The organism is Thermanaeromonas toyohensis ToBE (genome assembly GCF_900176005.1).
Lineage (GTDB): Bacteria > Bacillota > DSM-521 > Neomoorellales > Neomoorellaceae > Thermanaeromonas > Thermanaeromonas toyohensis.
The window spans coordinates 1,715,196-1,733,728 of sequence record NZ_LT838272.1 but is presented as its reverse complement, the minus strand read 5'-3'; the positions used below and the strand labels follow the sequence as shown (position 1 = coordinate 1,733,728).

Genomic DNA, 18,533 nt, shown 5'->3' with positions numbered 1-18,533 from the left:
ACGTGGAGCGCTTCCGGCGGTGTACACCTTCTTTCCCCCTATCATGCTTTAGATTGCAGCTGCGCCATGTTTACGCCAGTATGTTCTTCCTCACGCACCAAACTCTTTCATCCTGCACTACAGGGTCTAGCTCTCTCTGGGTCCAGCAGCGTCCCTGCTCACGATGCCGAGCAGATGAAGGCACATTTTTTTGTCCAGCGGCTCATTGTTGTTCCCACATTTCGGCGACATGATGCAGCGCGGGCAGCCGTCCTGGCAGTTACAACCCGAGACCAGTTCCAGCGCACGAGCCGCCAGTTCGCCATAGCACCGGTACAGCCTTTCGGCTATCCCCGTACCGCCGGAAAATCCGTCGTATATAAATATGTTCGGTTTCCCTCCGGGCCCGTGTGCTGTGGAGTACCCGCCTACGTCCCACCTGTCGCACATGGCCATAAGGGGAGTGACCGCAATCAGCGCGTGCTCGGCAGCGTGCAGGCCTCCTGCAAGAGAACCGCCAAGACTCGGGGGTACGACTATACGGCACCATACTGCAATTGTCTCAAACTCTATTGGGGGAATCCCGCGTACATCCTCCTTTGCCACCACCCGGTCGAAGCGCTTTACCAGATAGGCGTATACCTTTTCGGAAACAGCAACCTTTCCCCAGGCCAGTTCGACACGGCCCAGATGTCTGCACCCAAGCACTTCTTTTACTACCACTTCGGTTTCCGATAGCGTCGTAGTATACAGGTCCCCCGGCGCTGGCTCCACAAGCACGATTCCCCGGGTTAGATCCAGTTCCTTTATTCTGTACGGTTCTGCCTGGTGAAGGAATATGGCGCCCGGGTGCGCTTCGAGCAGGGCGCGCCTGCGGTCGATTACTTCAAGTATTTCTCCGTCGCACACTACCTTGAACTCACCCTCTTCGAAGGGCGACAGCTTTACTTCCTGGGCGGCGCTCCCCCTCGGCCGCACATAAATCTCTGCATTGCTCGTTTTCTGGTGACTGCCCGTGCCAGTCCTGACAACTGTAAGCTCGCCCTCTCCAACAAGCGCCTTAACAGCGCTAGCGTAGGCAGGGCCAAACCACTTTTCGTCCACCTGTGTCAGCGGTAATTCTTCTGCGGCGCACTTGAGGTGGTTCTTGAGGATGTGTTCGTTGTCCAAACTGATGACCGCCTGCTCAGATGGCGCGTCAAAAATGTACCGGTAGTTCCTCAGCAGGTAGCCGTCCAGCGGGCTGTTGAAGAACACCTGGACTACAAGAGATTCCTGCCCGGACCTTCCGGCCCTGCCCGACTGCTGGCGGAAAGATGCCACCGTTCCAGGCCACCCTGCTATCACCACAGCGTCCAGACCGCCGATATCTACTCCCAGCTCCAGGGCATTCGTAGCTGCTATCCCCTTCAGGTGGCACTGCTTGAGATCACGCTCAAGCCTGCGGCGCTCTTCCGGCAGGTACCCCGCTCTGTACGCCGCTACGCCCTCAACCTCCGCACCAGCCCACCTGGCAGTCAGTTCGGCCATTTTGCGCGAAGCAGTGAAACAGAGGGTCTGGAAGCCCTGAGAGACACAGAAGGCAAAAAGGTCAGCAGCCTGGCGGTGTTCCGAACGTGACGGGTGTGCACCGGCATCCCAGAGGACATAGGTCTTCTTTCCGCGCGAGCTGCCGTCCGCACTGATCAGCACGAAGTCTTTGCCGACCAACTTCCGGGCGTGCTCGAGCGGATCCGCCATGGTGGCTGACGCCAGAATAAACTGAGGGTCCGAACCGTAGTAGTCGAGCACCCGCCGCAACCGACGAATGAAAAACGCCACGTTAGACCCATACACACCCCGGTACCAGTGGGCTTCATCTATAATAACAAACCTCAGGTTGCGCAGAAATTGCTTCCACAGCTTGTGCCAGCTCAGGTACTGGTGGAAGGCGTGGGGGTTGCTAAGAATCAGGCGGGAACGGCGACGAATAGTTGCCCGCTCCTCTTTGGGAGTGTCGCCATCGTACACCGCTGAGTGGAGCCTGATACCTGTGCCATCCTCCAGTGCACGCAAGGTTTTGAGCTGGTCGTAAGCAAGAGCCTTCAAGGGATATAGGTAGAGAGCTGTGGCCGCCATGTCGGAAAGGAGGGCCTCTAACACGGGCAAGCTGAAAGCGAGGGATTTTCCGCTGGCTGTGGGAGTGGTAAGGACAACATTTAGGCCCTGCCTTACCTTCTCGCACACTTCCGCCTGGTGCCTGTACAACTGGATACCTTTCGCCGAAAGGTATCGCTCAATCGGCTTTGGGAGAGGGGGTTCCAGAGAGGCGTAGACCGCCTCCCGGCCGGGTTCTTCAACAACTGCGTATATTTGCCCACGGTACCATTGCTGGTACCTGACGGCGCTCAGAAACTGCTTTATTTTGGAACTCAATAGACATCCCTTCCGCCCGCTTCCGTTAGCTGCACGCAATTCTCTAGTGGATTAGTAACTGGCTTTACCTACTACAAACCTCCCGTCCGCCTGCAGAGGCCCAGCAGCCGCGACCAAACATTACCCATGCCGAGTCCGTGCCAGGAACCTTACTGCCCTCCTGCACGCCTCTACGAGCATGCGCCGGGCCTGAAAAACCTTCAAGCCCTCCGCCTGCGCTGCAGCCTTTAAGTTCCCGACCTCCATAATCCTTCTCAGTACCCGTAGCGCAGCCTCACCCAGGGCCTCCTCCACCTTCTCTTTCTCGGGCAGGACCCCTTCCGCAGGGCATCCCAGCAGCCACGACACCACAGCGCGAATATCCCGGTCATAGGGCAGGTTCAGCAAGCGTATCCCTTTTTCCCGGCACGCTCCTCTCAGCATCCGCCGTTTGCTCTGTACATAAAGCTTCCCGGGCGCTTTTTTTACAATCTCATGTGCTTCGCCACGAAACAGGAAGGATTTTCCTTCCAACACCCTATCAAAGTACAAACGAAGCTCTTCTACCGCTGCCTGCCGCGCCTGCTCCCTTACCGTCGGCAGACTTTCGAGACCCGCTTCCCTGATCGCTACCTTCCAGGAACCGAACAGTTCATGTATCACCCACTCCGGAGGACACCCCACCTCTCGACCCACTCTACCCACCAAGTCGCTGGTTGTGGGGCGACACCCGCTAAGTGCGGCCGAAAGCCTTTTTAGAGCAGCCACACATTCTTCTTTCGTCCAGCCTCTTGCTCTCTTTTCCATAGTCCGCGTCCTCACCCATAACCGGCAATTTCCGGTTATTCAGCACGAATTTGTCAAACTCTAGTGAGGAGCTGTCTCAGTATCTGGGTATTGAAACCACCCTCGGCACGAAAATGCTTATCAAATGCCAAAGACACCCGCTACAAATGACGGTCTAGAGATTTGATTTTCGCCACCCATCACAACAATTCCTCCCTAATTTTCCCACGCACTTCCACTTGGTAGCGGTAGAGCCGGCGGCCCTTGGCTGCAAGGTAACCCACAACAGGCCGCGAAAGAGGCGGTTCCGGGGAGAAAGCATAGGCCGCCTGCTGCTCGCCCTTCTCAATAAACGCGGGTGTTTCGACCGATACCAGATGTGGTATCTGACCGCGCTCAAAAACCTCCTCGGTTTCCGCCCCAACGCGCAGCGCTTGACCGATTGCCGGCGATCATACACTTGCTTACCTAAATTCAGTAATCCACGCCGAGGAGCTTTCTAAGCATCCGCGCATTGAAAACGGCCTGGGCACCAAAATGGTTGTTAAACGCGATGAAAACCCGCTCGGAGTTGCGCTCAAGAAATTTGATTTTCGGAACCCATTCGCAGAGTTCCTCTTCCGTATAGAGATAATCGTACCTCTGCCAGGCCTCTTCGTGCTCCCACCACATTGCGGCGTTCCGCCCGTGAAACCGCACATAGGCGACCGGGGAAGTCGCCTGCACCGCACCACCTGGCAGCCCCCTTAACCTGGGGGCGTCCACGCACACGTAGCCCATACCCAGGGCCCGCAGGGCCGACCACGTTTCGCTGTTAAGCCAGCTGTAGTGCCGAAATTCCACTACCAGAGGAGCGTCAGGGAAGAATTCCCGCAAACGCTCGAGGTAGTCCCTGTTTTCAGGTTTCGCCTTAAAGGAATAAGGAAACTGGAAGATCAGTGCTCCCAGCCTGCCTTCATTCACCAGCGGTTTGATGGCTTCTGCCATCTTAGCCGCTTCTTCCCTTACTGTTTCGCCACGCTGGTGCGTGAGGCCCTGGAAAGCTTTTACCGTAAACAGGAAATTCTGGGGCACCTTTTTCAGCATGCTCTCGAACATTTTGGCCGGCGGCAGGCGGTAGAAGGTCGAGTTTATTTCCGTGAATGAAAATTCTTCAGCGTAGAAGGCCAGCATCTGTTCCTGTCGGATGCCGTAAGGGTAAAAAGGCCCCACCCAGTCCCGGTAGCTGTAACCTGACGTGCCAACGTAGACCTGCGCCATACCTCTCGCTCCTCATTTCACCGGCCGTACCGGCGGGGGGCCGGGCGCTTTAACTACCCATTTCACCACCCCGATAATCTCGTCTCGCGGCCCGAGGGGTATATCCGGATAATCCTTATACGGGTTGTTGGCCCGGAGCAACCAGTGCCCGTTTTCTTCCACCAGGTGTTTGACGGTTATTTCCTCACCGTCAATAAGCGCCACCACGGTGTCCCCGTGCTTGGCCGCCTCATCACGCCTCACCCACACGGTATCACCGTCCTCTATGCCGGCCCCAACCATACTATCCCCTCTGACCACCAGGGCGTAGTCTACCGCCGCATCAAGGACGTCAGTGTATTCACCGGGCTGCTCGATGGCCAGCTTCGGCGGTCCCGCGGCAACATCGCCAGCGAAGGGAACCCGGCGCAGAGAGGGTACCGGCCTCAGCAGTTCCAAAGCCTTCCGCCTCCGGGCTTCCCGCCTGGCGGCGAGGAGCTGGCGCAGCCTGACCGCCTGCCGCTCACCCTCCTTGCCGCCCGCTGCCTGCGCCTGTTTCAGTTCCCTGCGGGCATCGCTCTCAGTTGGCACAGCCAGGTACACCAGCTTTTCCACGTCCGCCTCGAGGACGCGGGCCAGGACCACCAGGTCCTCCAGCGATGGCATCCGCCTGCCCTGCTCCCAGGCCTGGATGGTAGAAGGAGCGCGGCCTATGAGTGCTGAAAGCTTGCGCAGGGTGAGACCGCGCGCCGCCCTCCTGGCCGCCAGGTACTGGCCCAGCGCCTGGCTCCCAGTGTCTTTCTCCAGATGATATCCCCCCTTGACTCTTGTCTACGGATAGTGTACACTAGGTATTGCCTTCCTGCTTCATACAACTGGCTACACCACCTACCCTAATTATACTGCTGTTTACTTTTCGTGAAAAGAGCTTTTCGTCCCGGTCTACTCCAGCGTACCTGCCGGAGGTGTTTATGACATGGAGCCCGTGGCTGCCGACATATATTTGGGGAGCGCCACTTCTCTCGAAGCTCTTCTGTACGCCTGCCGCATCCTGTCGAGGCGCCTTTCCTCCTGGCTGAAGGAACGGAACCTAGTATGGCAGCGCATCACCGTCTGCCTGGACACGGAGGAGCGGCCTATCTCAGTTTCCCGCGAATTTACCCGGGCACAGCCGCCTGAAAACATCTGCCTTCACCTGCAGAGGATTATTTCCGGCATCCAAGCGGCTTCACCCGTAGAAAAAATCTCAGTAACGCTGGACTGGTTGGGCCAGGCCCCCGTGAGCCAGCTGGCCATCTTTGACGGTAAAGACACTGAAAGGGAGGACCGCCTCCGCAAGGCGGTCGCCGCGGCCTCCCGTGCCCACAGTGGAATCCTGACCAGGGCTTCCGACCTCGCCCCCTCACGCAGGGAGCTCATGCTCTCCTTTTACGACCCGTGGAGGAGCTCTATCCGTGACACGGGTGCACCGGGTTCTCTGGCGCAGACAGGGAAAAACCCTGCAGTTTAACTGCAAAGGGCAGTGGCATACGGTGAGGGAAGTCCTGGACAGGTGGAAGGACACGGGGGAGTGGTGGAACGGAGAGACCCCGAAGCTGTTCGTGAGGTTCCTGACCGACAGCGGTGTGTGGGAGCTTTACCGCGACCTTCCAGACGGTCGCTGGTTCTTTTACAGGCGGTACGACTGAGCAAGGAGGGAACCTGAAAGCATGCAAGCACCCGCCTTCGCTCACCTCCACGTCCATTCATATTTTTCCTTCCTCGACGGGTCGGCTTCCCCGGAGGAGCTGGTTAAAAAGGCCGCAGAACTGGAAATGCCGGCCATAGCCCTCACGGACCATTTCAATGTTTCTGGCGCCGTACGGTTTTACCGCGCTGCAAAAGAGGCAGGTATCAAGCCCATTCTGGGGGCAGAAGTGACCCTCGAAGGTGGGTATCATCTCACCCTATTGGCTATCGGTTTCCGTGGCTACGCCAACCTTTGCCGCCTCCTTACGCGCGCGCATCTATCAAACCCCAGGGGTAACCCACAGTGTTCTTGGGCCGACCTGGAGGAGCATACTCAGGGTCTGATAGCTTTGTCCGGTTGCCGCAGGGGAGAAATACCCTCTCTCATACTGCGGAGGCAATATGCCAGGGCAAAAGAGGCAGCCCAGCGCTATAAAGCCCTTTGGGGCAGCAACTTTTATCTAGAACTCCAGGATACTCTTCTACCTGGGAATAAAGCTTTAAACCAGGCGTTGGTTAAACTGGGGGAGGCTCTAAATATACCCGTCGTGGCAACAAATAACGTGCACTATACTTGCAGAAAGGACTTTCCCGTACACGACGTCCTCACCTGCGTCCGCCTGGGCATAAAGCTGGAGGATGTTCACCCGGAAAGACCTCTGAACGACGAAAACTACTTGAAGTCACCGGCAGAAATGGCGCGCATCTTTGCTTTCTGCCCCCAGGCCCTGCACAACACTATCCGCATAGTTGAAATGTGCCAGCCTCCTCTCGACGAGAGGCAAAATTTCTCCCCCAGGTTTCCTTTACCGCCCGGCCAGAGCGCCAACGCATTTCTCCGGGAGCTGGTCTACAAGGGAGCCGCAGAACGCTACGGCCGCATCACTCCGGGGGTCGAAGAAAGGCTGGAAAAAGAGCTGAACGTCATATCACGCCTGGGCTTCGCCGACTACTTCCTCATCACCTGGGATATAGTCAATTATGCCCGTGCCCGGGGCATACGGTGTGCGGGGCGCGGCTCTGCCGGGGCCAGCGCCGTGGCCTACTCCCTGGGGCTCACGGAAGTCGACCCCATCAGCCGGCACCTCGTGTTTGAGCGCTTCATGAGCCTGGAACGCGCTGAAAAGCCCGACATTGATATCGACTTTGATTCCCGCTACAGGGACCTTATCGCCGCCTATGTGTATAAGAAATACGGAGAAGACCACGTAGCAGCAGTCGCTACGTATGTGACCTACCAGGCCCGGTCCGCAGTAAGGGACCTCGGTAAGGTGTTCGGATATTCCGAGGAAGAAATAGACAGTCTAGCCAAAAGCATGCCCCACATACCAGCAGACCAGATTTTTGACGCTCTGGAGCGCTTCCCTGAACTCCGTTGCGGCCCCTGGAAAGAAGAGAAATACCGCCGCCTTTTCGGGTTCTGCGGCCGCATCGCGGGCTTTCCCCGCCACCTGGGCACCCACCTCGGCGGCCTGGTGGTCACCGGCCCCCCGGTGGTAGAGATTTCCCCCTTGCAGGTGGCCGCTAAGGGGATAAAAATCTGCCAGTTTGACCGCAATGACGTTGAAGAGCTGGGCCTGGTCAAGCTCGACCTCCTTTCTCTGAAGGCTCTCAGCGTTCTGGAAGAGGCTGCCGGGGGTATTTCCAGAGTAAATCCGGGCTTCCGCTACGAAGGCATACCCCTGGATGACGCTGAAACCTACCGGTTGCTCAACAACGCTCAAACGGTAGGAGTGTTTCAGTTGGAGAGCCCGGCGCAAAGGGCTCTGCAGGCCAGGCTTAAAGCCGAAAATATAGAGGACGTGGTGGCCAGCCTGGCGCTCATACGTCCCGGACCCATAAAAGGAAACATGGTGGAGCCTTTTATTGCCCGGCGCCGGGGATTGGAGCCGATCTCCTACCTGCACCCGTCCCTTAAGCCCATTCTGGAGAAGACCTACGGCGTGGTGCTCTTCCAGGAGCAGGTCATAGCCATCGCAAGTGAGGTTGCAGGGTTCACTCCCGGAGAGGCGGACCGCCTGCGCAGGCTCATGACCCACGCGCGCTCGCTCAGAGAGATGCGGGAGATAGGGGAAGAATTCGTGCGGCGGGCCGTAGCAAAGGGCATCGACGAAAAGACCGCCCGGGATATCTTTTCCTGCCTGGAGGGATACGCCTCCTACGGCTTCTGCGAAGCCCATGCGGCGGCCTTCGCTACCACCGCCTACTGGACGGCCTACCTGTCCGCCCACTATCCCGCCTATTTCTTTGCGGCACTGTTGAACTGCCAGCCGATGGGATACTACTCTCCGGCAACCCTAGCCAATGAGGCCCGCACCAGGGGGATAAAGTTCCTCCCGGTGGACGTGAACGCAAGCACGGACAGGTTCACCGTGGAGGGGGGTGCGGCCATCCGCATCCCCTTGAGCCGGGTAAAGGGGATGAGGCAGAATACGCTGGCCAGAATTCTGGAAGCGCGCCGGAAGGGTCCTTTCTGCTCGCTACGGGACTTCTATGTCAGGACGCAGACCGAGAGAGACACCCTGGAAAACCTCATCCTCTGCGGGGCCTTCGATCCCCTCCACCCCAACAGGAAGGCCCTGCTGGCCTGGGTGCCGGAAGTGGTTTCCGCGTCCCCCATACAGCCCGCCCTGGAACTGGGGCCGCCCACAGGCATAAAGGACTTTACCGCGGCAGAAAAGTGCCTTTTGGAGTATGAAATACTGGGGATGAGCGCGGATGCCCACTTCATGAGCTTTTTCAGGGACAAACTGGCAAAGGAGGGGTATCTGACTGCCGACCAGGCGAAGAAGTTACCGGACGGAAGGTGCGCAAAGGTGGCCGGGCTGCCCGTAAGGCCGCACCGGCCACCCACCAGGAGCGGCAAAATAGTTGTGTTCTTTTCGCTGGAAGACGAAACAGGGCTGCTGGACGTCACAGTGTTTGAAGACGTCTATAATAAGTACGGCCAGTTCCTTTTTGGGCCAGAACTGGGCCCCCTAAAGGTAGTGGGCACAGTGCAGCACAGGAGAGGAAACACTTCCTTTATTGCGCAGGAGCTTTCCCCTTTAGAATACGCGCCAGCCGCACCGCATCCTGAATCAGCTCTGCAGCTTCCGCACGGCCACGGGCAGTAAGCATATATCGCCCTGACGTGGTCTTCTTGACAAGTTCCCTACCCTTAAGGGTAGTCAAATAAGAATAAACCGAGGGCATCGTGCACTGAAACCCCGCTGCCGTGATCCACTCAAAAATCTGGGAAGGGGAGGCAGGCGTCCCGATAAAATACAGCGCAATCAAAGCAGCACTGTGACCCCTGAATTCCTTCCGGTCCGCAACGCACCGCACCGCTTCGATCTCGCTAAGCCGCGCTTCCTCCGCGGTCTGTGGCACGCTCTGTACAGGATTTCCGGCCCCTACCGCGCTGGCAACACTTTTAAGCACCTTTTCTACGACAGGCCCGGCAATACCTCTGATGACTTCTTCTGCCCCCTTATACTCCAGCTCCATGCTTCCAACCTGCACTCTAAAGTACGCACCGCTGTCTTTACGTTTCCGCCCTAACGGCGGGCCAAAAACCTCCCATACGGCATCCCACTCGAGCAGCCATGTGCCTCCGGATCTTCTGAAGCCGCCGGGAAACTCTCCACGCCCCAGTACCTTGGCCACTCTCCGCGCTGGCACCCTCCACAAGCGTGCCACTTCTTCCAGGGTAAGCACACTGGTCAGGGGCCCTGCAAACTCCAGCAAAGCACCTTGCGGACCCAAGTAACCCGCAAAATCTCCCTTCCACCTTACTCCGTCTTCTGACCTTTCCCATTCCAGCACACCGGGTAGCGGGAAGCCGCTTTCTTCCACAGCTTCTACTACTGCCGCCGCCAGATCCGAATAGACACTGTCCAACTCTAAGCCAGACCTGTCGGCCAGTTCTTGAAGGTACTCATGGCTCAGGTGAGCATCTCTTAACCCGGGGCCACTCTGCAAGAGCACCAGTTCCAGGACACCGGCATGCGGTACAGCAATGCTAAGGGCCAGGCTATTGGTACCGCGAAGAACGTTGTAAGCGATGGCAGCGCGGCCAATTCCGGGCACCAGTCGCCGGTTGCCGACGGTTTTCAGCGTTCTCAAACCTTCCTCGCGGGCGATTCGTGCCTCTTCTTCGCTCGAACGCCACTCCCACTGCCCGACACCTGTTTCCGGCCTTTCTAGCTGCAGCCCGTTTCTCGGCCCGCGGTAGAAAAACCACCCGCCCGCACCGGCTCCTATTGCCCACAAGTGGCCCTTCACCGGATAGTTGTCCCATTCTTCCACTATGTGGAGTGCAGGCGCGCCCTGCCCTGCCACTCCGCTGCGAATGTTCATGCTCTCAAGGCCATCCATATTCATATTATTTTCACCTCCAGTGCTGGCCTTAAATGCCTTGCTGGCTCCTGATAGGTTTTCCGACTGTCGTAACCGTAGAAGCAGGCGCTTTAAGCCGCGCCTTATGGTATCATGCACCCACTGCCGGGAGCACCCGGCGCTGAGCGCGATCTTTTTGGGGGAATCCCCCGCAGCGTACCTTGAAAACCATTCGTACGCCCGCTCGCCCATGATCTGCCGCATTTCATTACGGGTAAGTCCTTGAGCTTCACTCCCGAAGAATAAATTAAGAATACGCTCTATGGCAGGTACATTAATGCGCTGCAACACAGCTATTCCACGCTTGCGCAGTTCTTCTTTCACTAATTTTTGCTTCCTCCCGTATTTGCGCAGCTCGTCTGCAAACACATAGGGTTTGGAAGCCAATCCCTGAATTGCCTGCTCTAGCTCGAGGCTCTTCCTGTGCATTACAACCCGACAATTCCCCACCGGAAGGTCGGCTACCCCTGCCAGTTCCAGCGCCCGGGCCAGAGTGCCAAATCGCTTCAGAATCGTTGCAAAACATGGCGCCCGTGCCTCTCTCGCCAGGTCGCTGTTGAAGTCCCTTGACCGTGGCCGGCGATTCCCCAAGAGTCTGGCCAGCCTCCGTATGCTCTCAAGGCATTCCTCGTCAGTTAGGCGACGCTCCTTTCTCCTCTTATACCTTCCAGGCTGTCCGAAACCCCAGCCAACGTCGTCTTTATCTATGCCCTGCATTAGCTGTGCTCTGGTATAACCCACGTTGGACGTGTTGCTGCGGAGTGAATAGAAGCAGTCCTGGAGAGAAGCCCCTAAAGCCTCAGCGAGCCGCTCCGCAGTGCTGCCCGTGACAGGCAAGCCTCTCTCCGCGCGGTGCACCGCGTCCAGCGATAGTCCTGCTTTTTCCGCCAGTTCGGCCTGCGACATCTTCTTATGGTGTCTTAATGCTAGAATCGCTGTGCCCCCACCTTCATCTGGCCGGGCAACATACTCCTGCCTCTGAGCACGCCTTCCTTCGAAAAACCATTGCAGCCTCTTACCTACTATACTGTACAGCACGCCGCCCTTCTTGTAGCCAAACCTGCGGGCAATTTGAGTTAACGGCTCTCCATGAGCCAGGGATGCAAACATCTCGTAAGCCTCGTCACCCATGAACTTTCGCATCCGCTCCCGGCCTGCTGTGCCATCTCCATAATACACTCTAAGGGCTTCTTCCAGGTACGGGATTTTGAGCCGACGCAAAACAATGATCCCCCGCTGCTCAAGCTCAGTTTTAACATGCTCTGTGCTTGCTCCTAGTCCACTGAGTTCGTCGAGAAACACATATGCCCGACCTTCGAACTTGCGCAGAACATCTTCAATATCCTCATCCTGGCGCGTCTGCTCCCCCTCGCCTCTCCTGCTCCGTTGTCGTCCCTCTGCTTCATAGGTATCTGAGTTTACTGTAGTCTCGCATGCCGCCCCTTTAGCGCTTGCAATTACTTCACATGCATCGCTGCCAGCAGGGCAGAAGCACTCCTCAAGAGAAACCCCAAGGGCCTGCACTAGCTTTTCTGCAGTCTGAGGTGACACACGGCCGCCGCGCTCCGCACGGTTCACCGTAAATGCTGTGACACCGGCACAGCGGGCCAGGTCCACCTGGGACATCCCCCGTTGGCGCCGCAACATTCTTATCAGCGCCCGGCCGCTGCCGTCCCGCCTAGCGAGTAAGTAATTCCGCTCGCTCTTCTTACCGTCCTCCTTCTGGAACATCCGCCGGAATTTCCGCCTCAGCAGGGAAACCGCCCCGGTACGGCTGCCGTACCCCAAATCGCGTGCGACGCACCCGAGCACCTCACCGCGCGCAAACCTCGCAAACATTTCATAGGCCTTCTCCCCCATGACTTCCCGCATTTCTCTTTTGCTTTCAGCATCATTTCCATAGTACACAGCCAGGGCTTCTTCCAGATACGGAATATTGAGCCGGCGCAAAACCACAACGCCACGCCTCTTCAGCTCGTTGGCCAAACGGCGGCTGTTTACCCCCAAACCTGCCAGCTCATCAAAAAAGGCGTACAGCCTGCCCTCAAACCGCCGCAAAGCTTCCTGAAACCTTTTCTCCCTTTCCTCTATTTCTTGGGCCCGCACCGGGGGCAGTTCTGCCACTCCAGCAAGTTCCAACGCCTTTTCAAGGCCCCCAAATCTGGCGTAAATGGTCCCAATCGACGGTGCACCGGCTTTGATAGCCAAAGGGCTGTAAAAGTCCTCTGCCTTCGGCTTCCGGCCACCCAACATTTCGGCAAGCCTGCGTATACCTTCCAGGTATTCTGCGTCGGGCCTTCCGCGCCTCCCGGTAGGCTTCCTTTTCAAACCCTCTTCCGCACCGCTCATTATGTGACCACAACCTCCAGCACAATCCGGCCTCTACGGGCTTCCGGAGGTCTATTTTACACGTTTAAGCGTTCTCCCGCGCCTACCCGGGTCGTCCGGCGGCTCTTCCTCTTCATCCTCAAACAGTGCCTCCAGATAATGCGGCACCTGTCTAGCGGTAAGAATGGGCCCGGGCGGACCCGCCTTCTCTCCATGCCAACCTGCCGCCCTCAGAAATTCCCTCGCTTCCTTAACAAGGACGCTTTCCGGCCCGAACTCTCCTTCAAGCCATTCCCCCAGAAACTCAACGTCTTCTTCTGCACCACGCAGCACAACCGGCAATAACACTGCGACTAGCACCGGATAAACCTCTATTTCCAGCTCCGGAGGCTTAATGCGGAAATGCCGAGGAACTTTCACTATAGCCGTACTGATGTCCCCTAGAAAGGCCGAATCAAAGTGATCCTCCACCTCATAAGCATTTATGGGTTCAATCAGACGATCACCTAACATTAATGCCACGCCCTGGGCTCGCAGTTTAGACAATTTTCTGTACGGAGGCACCGCAGGCATGTGTTTCAGAATAGAACCGTGAAATTTCGCCAGCACCTCGGGGTCCAGCTGGTGCGCCAACCTCTGAACATCCGCCTCTTCTTCGCATACCAAAGGGCAGGGGAGGTACAGGGTCTCAATTACTTCCCTTTCCTCTTCCGGAGCCCGCGGCAGCACCGGCCGCTCTGCACGTAGCCGCTCGAATAACTCCGCATTCTGGACCACCTCAAGCGCCCAGGCAGAACGCGCTTCAGGACCATCCCGCCAGGAGGAGCCTTCAAGCCATTTCCTGTACATTTCTCTATGGAAGGGCACCCTTACTACCTTCGCAGGCGGATCAACCGTTAAAAGAGCATCTTCTAATTCGATAAGGTAGTCCAGGTAATCTTCAGTGCCCTTCCCATAGATTTCCTTATAGTCATCGAGCCCCAAGACGGCAGCAACCACCAGGTGGTCACGCCGCGCCACGCCATCAAAAAGCCCGTAAGTAAGCAAAGAGTTCTCTCCTTTCTTGCTGGCCGTAAGACTTTCTTCTCAGCTAACATTGTAACCTATCGCTACCAGGATTTCCACCGCGGTTTCTTCTTCTGGAACCCCAGTCGCATTTGTTCCACCACCCACCTGCCCCTTTCCTCTGCCAGGCGGTCGGGCGCACTGCCAGACCCGCGTAGTCCTCCTTCAGGCCACCGGCCAGGTTCTGACACGCTAAATTTTCCAGGCGGACCTACCATTCGCTGCACAGTTTCTCCTGTACCAAGGTTTTCGGCCATCATCTTTTCCGCCTCGACCAGTCGGGCCGCGAAAGGTCCAGGGGCTCAAAATCAGAGCGATTTCGCCGCCCTTCTCTCATTCTGTTAAAGTACTGAGCAATTAGAGTCAGGCCCTTCCGGCGCCCGTGCTTCCACCACGCGCTCCCCTTGTGCATGATTTTTCCCATTCGGGGCATACTGGTTTTCCCCCAGAAACTTCGGTTCATGTTAAATTTTCCATCAGGTACAACCTTGCCTTAACGTCTCGGAACAACAGAAAGCACCGCCTTCATAGGGCTTTCTTAAACCAGCATCATCTTCATAGGTTGCAGGGTCCGGGTGACCTCCTCCCTACACCTGAAGGTGTAGGGCTTCCCCTTTCACAGAAGAAAGCTTACGCGGATATAGGGATTGCTCCCCAGTATCCGCGCAGCGGCCTTCCTCTCCAGGGGCGTCAGTTCGGGCCGGTCCAGCCCTACGGCCCGGTCAGGGCCCAGGCCAAGCCCCTTCCTCAAAATAACTAGAGCAGCATTCAGGTTCCTGTCGCACTTCCACCCACAATCACACTCAATCGTCCTGTCAGACAGAGAAAGCCGGTGCCTCTTCCCGCAGGCAAAGCACTCCTGACTGGTGGGTTCGAACCTCCCCACAGAAACAGGGGTCGCAAGGCTGTCTCTCAACCTCGTCATCAGTCCCCCTATCCCCGAAGAGTGAACCTGCCGGCCAAAGAGCGCTTCCCACCCCTTCACGCAGTCCTCCTGGAACACCACCACACCGTACAGCCTGAGAAAGGCCAGGACCTTGTTCTGCGCGTCCCTCCGCCTGTTGTTCAGCTTTTCATATTCCCTTCTCAAAAGACGCCGGATCTTCTCCCTGTTCCTGGAGCCCTTCTCCGCCCTCGCAAGCCTCTTCTGGAGCTTCTTCAGCCTGGGCGTCTCGCTCACCTCGAAGTCTATCCTTATCCCATTGGACAGCGTTAATTTGGGGTTGACACCGGAGTCCACCCCCACAGCCCTGCCCAGCTTGTAGGGATAGCAGAAGTACTCCTCCGGAAGGTAGCAGGTCACGTGAACGTAGTACCCGCTCGGCTTCCACACCAGCACCGCATTCGCTATTTCCCCATCGGAAGGTATCTGGTGGAGCCCCAAGACGCGAAAATCCCCCAGCTTCTGTATCCTCACCCTGTTCCGGCCAAAATCCAGACTGTAAGTCACGCCGTACTGCTTTAAAGGGATTGAGTTTACGAACTTCTTGAATTTAAGCCTCCCCACCCTATGGCCGCTTTCCTTCAGCCGTGCCAGTGCCCGCAGGTTGTCCTTTAGCCGGTCGGCTATCTCCTGCTTGACCTGGGAACCGAGGACGTTGAGCTCCCTCTTCTCAAAAACTTCTCCCACCTTGACTTCTACTTCGTTTACCTCATTGGTCGGCAAATCAAGCCTTCCCAAATCTGCTACCAACCAGTTGTACAGCCATTTGGCTTCCAAGAAGGCCCGCTTTAACAGTTCTTCCTTTTTCCTGGACAGGTTCTGGAGCTTGAGCTGGCACACAGTGGGAACTAAAGTTTTCCGCCGTTCCTTTGTCTCACGAATGGTGTTCTTTATCTTTTCTGCCTTAGTCATGTCCACGTCGCCTTTCGAGTTTTACAGCTTTATTCCTCCACATCCGCCGCTTTCATCCCTACCCCTAAAGGGGTAGGGCCTTCCCGCGGCGGCTCTGTAACATTCTGATATGTTCCTATCAATACTGGTCCCATCAGCGAGAACGAAGGTCGCCCTGCGCTTGGGTTCAAGCTGAATGGCCTGCCAGACGTCCGGCGGGAGTAGTGAATGGGTTGCCCCGCTGTTGACGAGAAACCGGACTTCCCGACTTATTCCAGTCGGACCTATCGCCTTCCCCTCAATGTAAACAAGCCCCATCCGGTGACCACTCCCGTTTCCTGTTGGTTGCCATTGTATAAGGTTATTTTACAGCAGCTCCTACTGGGTCGAAAAGCTTTGATCCCCTTAAGAGGAATTGCAGGTAGACGTTTCAGGGTCTTATTAACGGGGTCCACCAAAATCCCCACGGACTCCAGAGCCGTCACTCCAAGCAGCGGCTCGCACCCAGGAGGACCAAATACTACCCTCCCGGCCGTAATCTCCCCCATAAACTCTATCCGCGCAAGCCCGTACTCATACTCCTCTAAGCGACCGTCAGTCAATTCAAAAACCATTCTACCAACGGGTTTAATCCCCGCTTCCCGGAGCTTATCGGAGGGAGCTACAGTGTCAGTAGCGCCAGTGTCCACCAGGAAGTTGTCTTCGTAGCTCTCAACTTGTCCCGTGTCTGTTTTCTCGCTAAGCGTACTGATCTTTACCGTGACGTACGTCAAGCCCATACTTACGCCCCCAGTATCGCTTCTAATCTCATTATACCATCCAGTCGACCGTTGGCCTATAACTCTCTACCTTGCCTGGTCAAGGTATAATAGAATCGAGCAGGCTGATGCAGTCAGAGATTTACAAAGATGGGAGAGGATAAAATTGCCCGGCCTATTGACCCGGCTGGTATCTGCCGTAATTTGCCTTGTTGTCTGCTCCTTAATAATTCCCTTAACCTTATTCCTGTTTACCAGGCTAGCTAAATACAACGATTGGGAAGAAGTTGCTAAAGGTAACCTAGGTACTGCCCTGGCGCTTGGTGAAAGGTATTTGGGGTGGCTAATATATGCGTTTTGCCATAACCACTAACAACAAAGCCTTCGATGTTATCTTTTCGGGTATGGTAGGGCTGGCCTTGCCAATGCTGATATACCTTGTCTCCGAACGGCTTACCCCCCCACCTGGATGCGAAGAGGAGGTTCGTCCAGGGCAACGTAGCCGTGGGCTTCATGTCTGCGGCTTTTTCTGTAGCCTTCAGCTACCTCATAGGCACCAGCATCTCCTGACGAGTGGCCCACAGGCACTTCCCAGTCCGGGTATGGCTTTTTTAGGTTTAGACTGCGCCACCGACAGGTCCCTAAGAGAGAAGGGGTCAATGCTGTATGGAATGGTTCAAAAAACTCAAAAGCCTACTGCGGAAAGGGCTCCAAGTTCCAGCACCTCAGGAAGAGGAACCGAAGGAAGTAATAGACCTCTACCTGAAAAAAGCCGCAGAAAAGCTAAAAATACTTAACTTAAGGATAAACGAGGCAGTGGCCGAGGAATTGCGCCTGCGGCAGAAACTAGAAGCCTGCCGCACAGAAGTTGATTCGTGGAGCAAGCAAGCCAAGGCAGCGATAACTAGAGGCCGGGACGACATGGCTAGGATAGCCCTAGAACATAAGTACTTAGCCGAAAGAAATTTGGTAGAATATGAATCTAGGCTGGCGGCACAGCAAAAAATGCTCCAAGAGATGAGGGAAACCTACCGCATCCTGGAAGAAAAGTTCAACAGGCTCCAGGCGGAGAAGGAGCGACTTTTGGGACACATCCAAGCCGCCCAAGCCGTAAAAGAAGCGGCTGAAGCCCTAGAAGGCACGGTTCTGGATTTCCTGGAAGACAAGTGGCTTCAGGCTGCAGCCGAAGCCGAGGCAGCGAAATTCCTAGCTACCAGGCAGATACCCTCAAACCAGGCCATCGAGGATGAACTAGGTCGCCTTAAAATGCAAACTGTTAACGTGGAAACTGGAAAGAGGGAATAAAATATGTTCCGCAAAGATATGCATCGCACAAAGCGAATACTGGCGGTGCTTACCTGTGTAATATTAATCCTTTCCCTCTGGCCGGCGCCGGTTTGGGCTAAAGGTGGTGGTTTCTCTGGGGGCAGGAGCTTCTCCAGCTTCGGAGGGGGCCGCAGCTTCTCTACCAATTTTAGCCGTGTCGCTCCTGCCCCCTCGTCCGGCTCTGCCAGTTTTAAAGGTAGCTCTGGTGGCAGGTCTTTTGTTACGCCCCGGCCGAGCAGCCCGCCTAGCCTACAGCAGGACTATACCACCGGCCGTAAAAGTTTCAGCAGCCCCAGGACCTCCTTCACTACCAGTCAGCCCTCTTATACAGGGACCTGGAACCGCTCAACGGCCGGAACAAATGACAAATATCCTGAGAAACCCCAGGTGCGTGTATATGGCTCGCCGCCACATCCGCCCTACTATTATCACAATTACTACTGGAGCTTGCCCTGGTATTATCACCTCTTTTTTACTCCCGACTATTATTACACACCGTGGGGCTACCACTATTATGCTCCGCGGTTCTTGACCTGGATAATTCTCTTCCTTTTATTGGCCATAGGGATCATGTTTTTATCCCGGCTGTTAAGGGGCAGAAGTAATATCTACCAATGATACGCTTGGCGTGACTTCCGAAGTGTCCAGGCAGGAGCTCCCGAATGCAAGAGCGCAATTCTAAACGAGCCACTCTTCGAATGTTACCTGAGCGCAGG

General features: G+C 56.2%; 16 protein-coding genes and 1 pseudogene. 5 read left to right on the top strand and 12 right to left on the bottom strand.

Features of this window, described 5'->3' with window-relative positions; genetic code table 11:
• Positions 1-126: 126 nt before the first annotated feature.
• From B9A14_RS08945 to B9A14_RS18280, 5 genes and pseudogenes are all read right to left on the bottom strand, one after another.
• The gene (locus B9A14_RS08945) at positions 127-2,394 is read right to left on the bottom strand and encodes a DEAD/DEAH box helicase (RefSeq protein WP_172839121.1); all 2,268 of its coding nucleotides are present in this window, start codon (positions 2,392-2,394) and stop codon (positions 127-129) included.
• A 120-nt stretch (positions 2,395-2,514) separates the two neighbouring features.
• Positions 2,515-3,180 carry a homing endonuclease associated repeat-containing protein gene (locus B9A14_RS08940; protein ID WP_084665369.1) on the bottom strand — a complete coding sequence of 222 codons (666 nt, stop codon included), beginning with the start codon at positions 3,178-3,180 and terminating at the stop codon, positions 2,515-2,517.
• A gap of 453 nt (positions 3,181-3,633) precedes the next feature.
• Positions 3,634-4,419 carry a DUF72 domain-containing protein gene (locus tag B9A14_RS08935; protein ID WP_084665368.1) on the bottom strand — a complete coding sequence of 262 codons (786 nt, stop codon included), beginning with the start codon at positions 4,417-4,419 and terminating at the stop codon, positions 3,634-3,636.
• A gap of 12 nt (positions 4,420-4,431) precedes the next feature.
• Positions 4,432-4,989, bottom strand: a complete 558-nt coding sequence (locus B9A14_RS08930) for a LexA family protein (protein WP_172839120.1) — start codon at positions 4,987-4,989, stop codon at positions 4,432-4,434.
• Positions 4,990-5,019: 30 nt separating this feature from the next.
• Positions 5,020-5,178, bottom strand: a pseudogene (locus B9A14_RS18280) (helix-turn-helix domain-containing protein); the annotation flags it as partial.
• A 205-nt stretch (positions 5,179-5,383) separates the two neighbouring features.
• On the opposite strand from B9A14_RS18280, the gene B9A14_RS08925 reads away from it, so the two are divergent.
• From B9A14_RS08925 to B9A14_RS08920, 3 genes are read left to right on the top strand one after another with little or no spacing between them, the layout of a single operon-like run.
• Positions 5,384-5,908, top strand: coding sequence for a hypothetical protein (locus tag B9A14_RS08925; RefSeq protein ID WP_172839119.1), 525 nt, complete (start codon positions 5,384-5,386; stop codon positions 5,906-5,908).
• A 22-nt stretch (positions 5,909-5,930) separates the two neighbouring features.
• Entirely contained in the window at positions 5,931-6,086 is a 156-nt protein-coding gene (locus B9A14_RS17165; protein WP_157109890.1) for a hypothetical protein, read from the top strand.
• Positions 6,087-6,107: 21 nt separating this feature from the next.
• Complete coding sequence (locus B9A14_RS08920; protein ID WP_084665366.1) at positions 6,108-9,242, top strand: DNA polymerase III subunit alpha; 3,135 nt, start codon at positions 6,108-6,110, stop codon at positions 9,240-9,242.
• Here the strand turns inward: B9A14_RS08920 and B9A14_RS08915 are convergent.
• The 6 genes from B9A14_RS08915 to B9A14_RS08890 form a co-directional block, all read right to left on the bottom strand.
• Positions 9,151-12,855: a helix-turn-helix domain-containing protein gene (locus B9A14_RS08915; RefSeq protein WP_084665365.1), complete on the bottom strand. Its 3,705-nt coding sequence runs from the start codon at positions 12,853-12,855 to the stop codon at positions 9,151-9,153. The genes B9A14_RS08920 and B9A14_RS08915 overlap by 92 nt on opposite strands.
• Before the next feature lie 51 nt (positions 12,856-12,906).
• Positions 12,907-13,881, bottom strand: a complete 975-nt coding sequence (locus B9A14_RS08910; protein ID WP_084665364.1) for a hypothetical protein — start codon at positions 13,879-13,881, stop codon at positions 12,907-12,909.
• Between the two features lie 62 nt (positions 13,882-13,943).
• Complete coding sequence (locus B9A14_RS08905) at positions 13,944-14,156, bottom strand: hypothetical protein (protein WP_084665363.1); 213 nt, start codon at positions 14,154-14,156, stop codon at positions 13,944-13,946.
• Positions 14,157-14,515: 359 nt separating this feature from the next.
• Complete coding sequence (locus tag B9A14_RS08900; protein WP_084665362.1) at positions 14,516-15,754, bottom strand: RNA-guided endonuclease InsQ/TnpB family protein; 1,239 nt, start codon at positions 15,752-15,754, stop codon at positions 14,516-14,518.
• Between the two features lie 21 nt (positions 15,755-15,775).
• Positions 15,776-16,051: a retropepsin-like aspartic protease gene (locus B9A14_RS08895; protein WP_084665361.1), complete on the bottom strand. Its 276-nt coding sequence runs from the start codon at positions 16,049-16,051 to the stop codon at positions 15,776-15,778.
• Positions 16,018-16,512 (bottom strand): hypothetical protein, encoded by a 495-nt coding sequence (locus B9A14_RS08890; protein WP_084665360.1) that lies wholly within the window; start codon positions 16,510-16,512, stop codon positions 16,018-16,020. The genes B9A14_RS08895 and B9A14_RS08890 overlap by 34 nt, the downstream gene beginning before the upstream one ends.
• A gap of 205 nt (positions 16,513-16,717) precedes the next feature.
• Here B9A14_RS08890 and B9A14_RS18380 point away from each other — a divergent pair, with 205 nt between their 5' ends.
• Positions 16,718-16,864 carry a hypothetical protein gene (locus B9A14_RS18380; protein WP_487251165.1) on the top strand — a complete coding sequence of 49 codons (147 nt, stop codon included), beginning with the start codon at positions 16,718-16,720 and terminating at the stop codon, positions 16,862-16,864.
• Between the two features lie 80 nt (positions 16,865-16,944).
• Here the strand turns inward: B9A14_RS18380 and B9A14_RS17980 are convergent, their stop codons facing one another.
• Positions 16,945-17,079: a hypothetical protein gene (locus B9A14_RS17980; RefSeq protein ID WP_269456731.1), complete on the bottom strand. Its 135-nt coding sequence runs from the start codon at positions 17,077-17,079 to the stop codon at positions 16,945-16,947.
• Between the two features lie 78 nt (positions 17,080-17,157).
• Between B9A14_RS17980 and B9A14_RS08880 the strand changes: the two genes are divergently transcribed.
• Positions 17,158-17,796 (top strand): PspA/IM30 family protein, encoded by a 639-nt coding sequence (locus B9A14_RS08880; RefSeq protein WP_084665358.1) that lies wholly within the window; start codon positions 17,158-17,160, stop codon positions 17,794-17,796.
• The last annotated feature ends 737 nt before the right edge of the window (positions 17,797-18,533 follow it).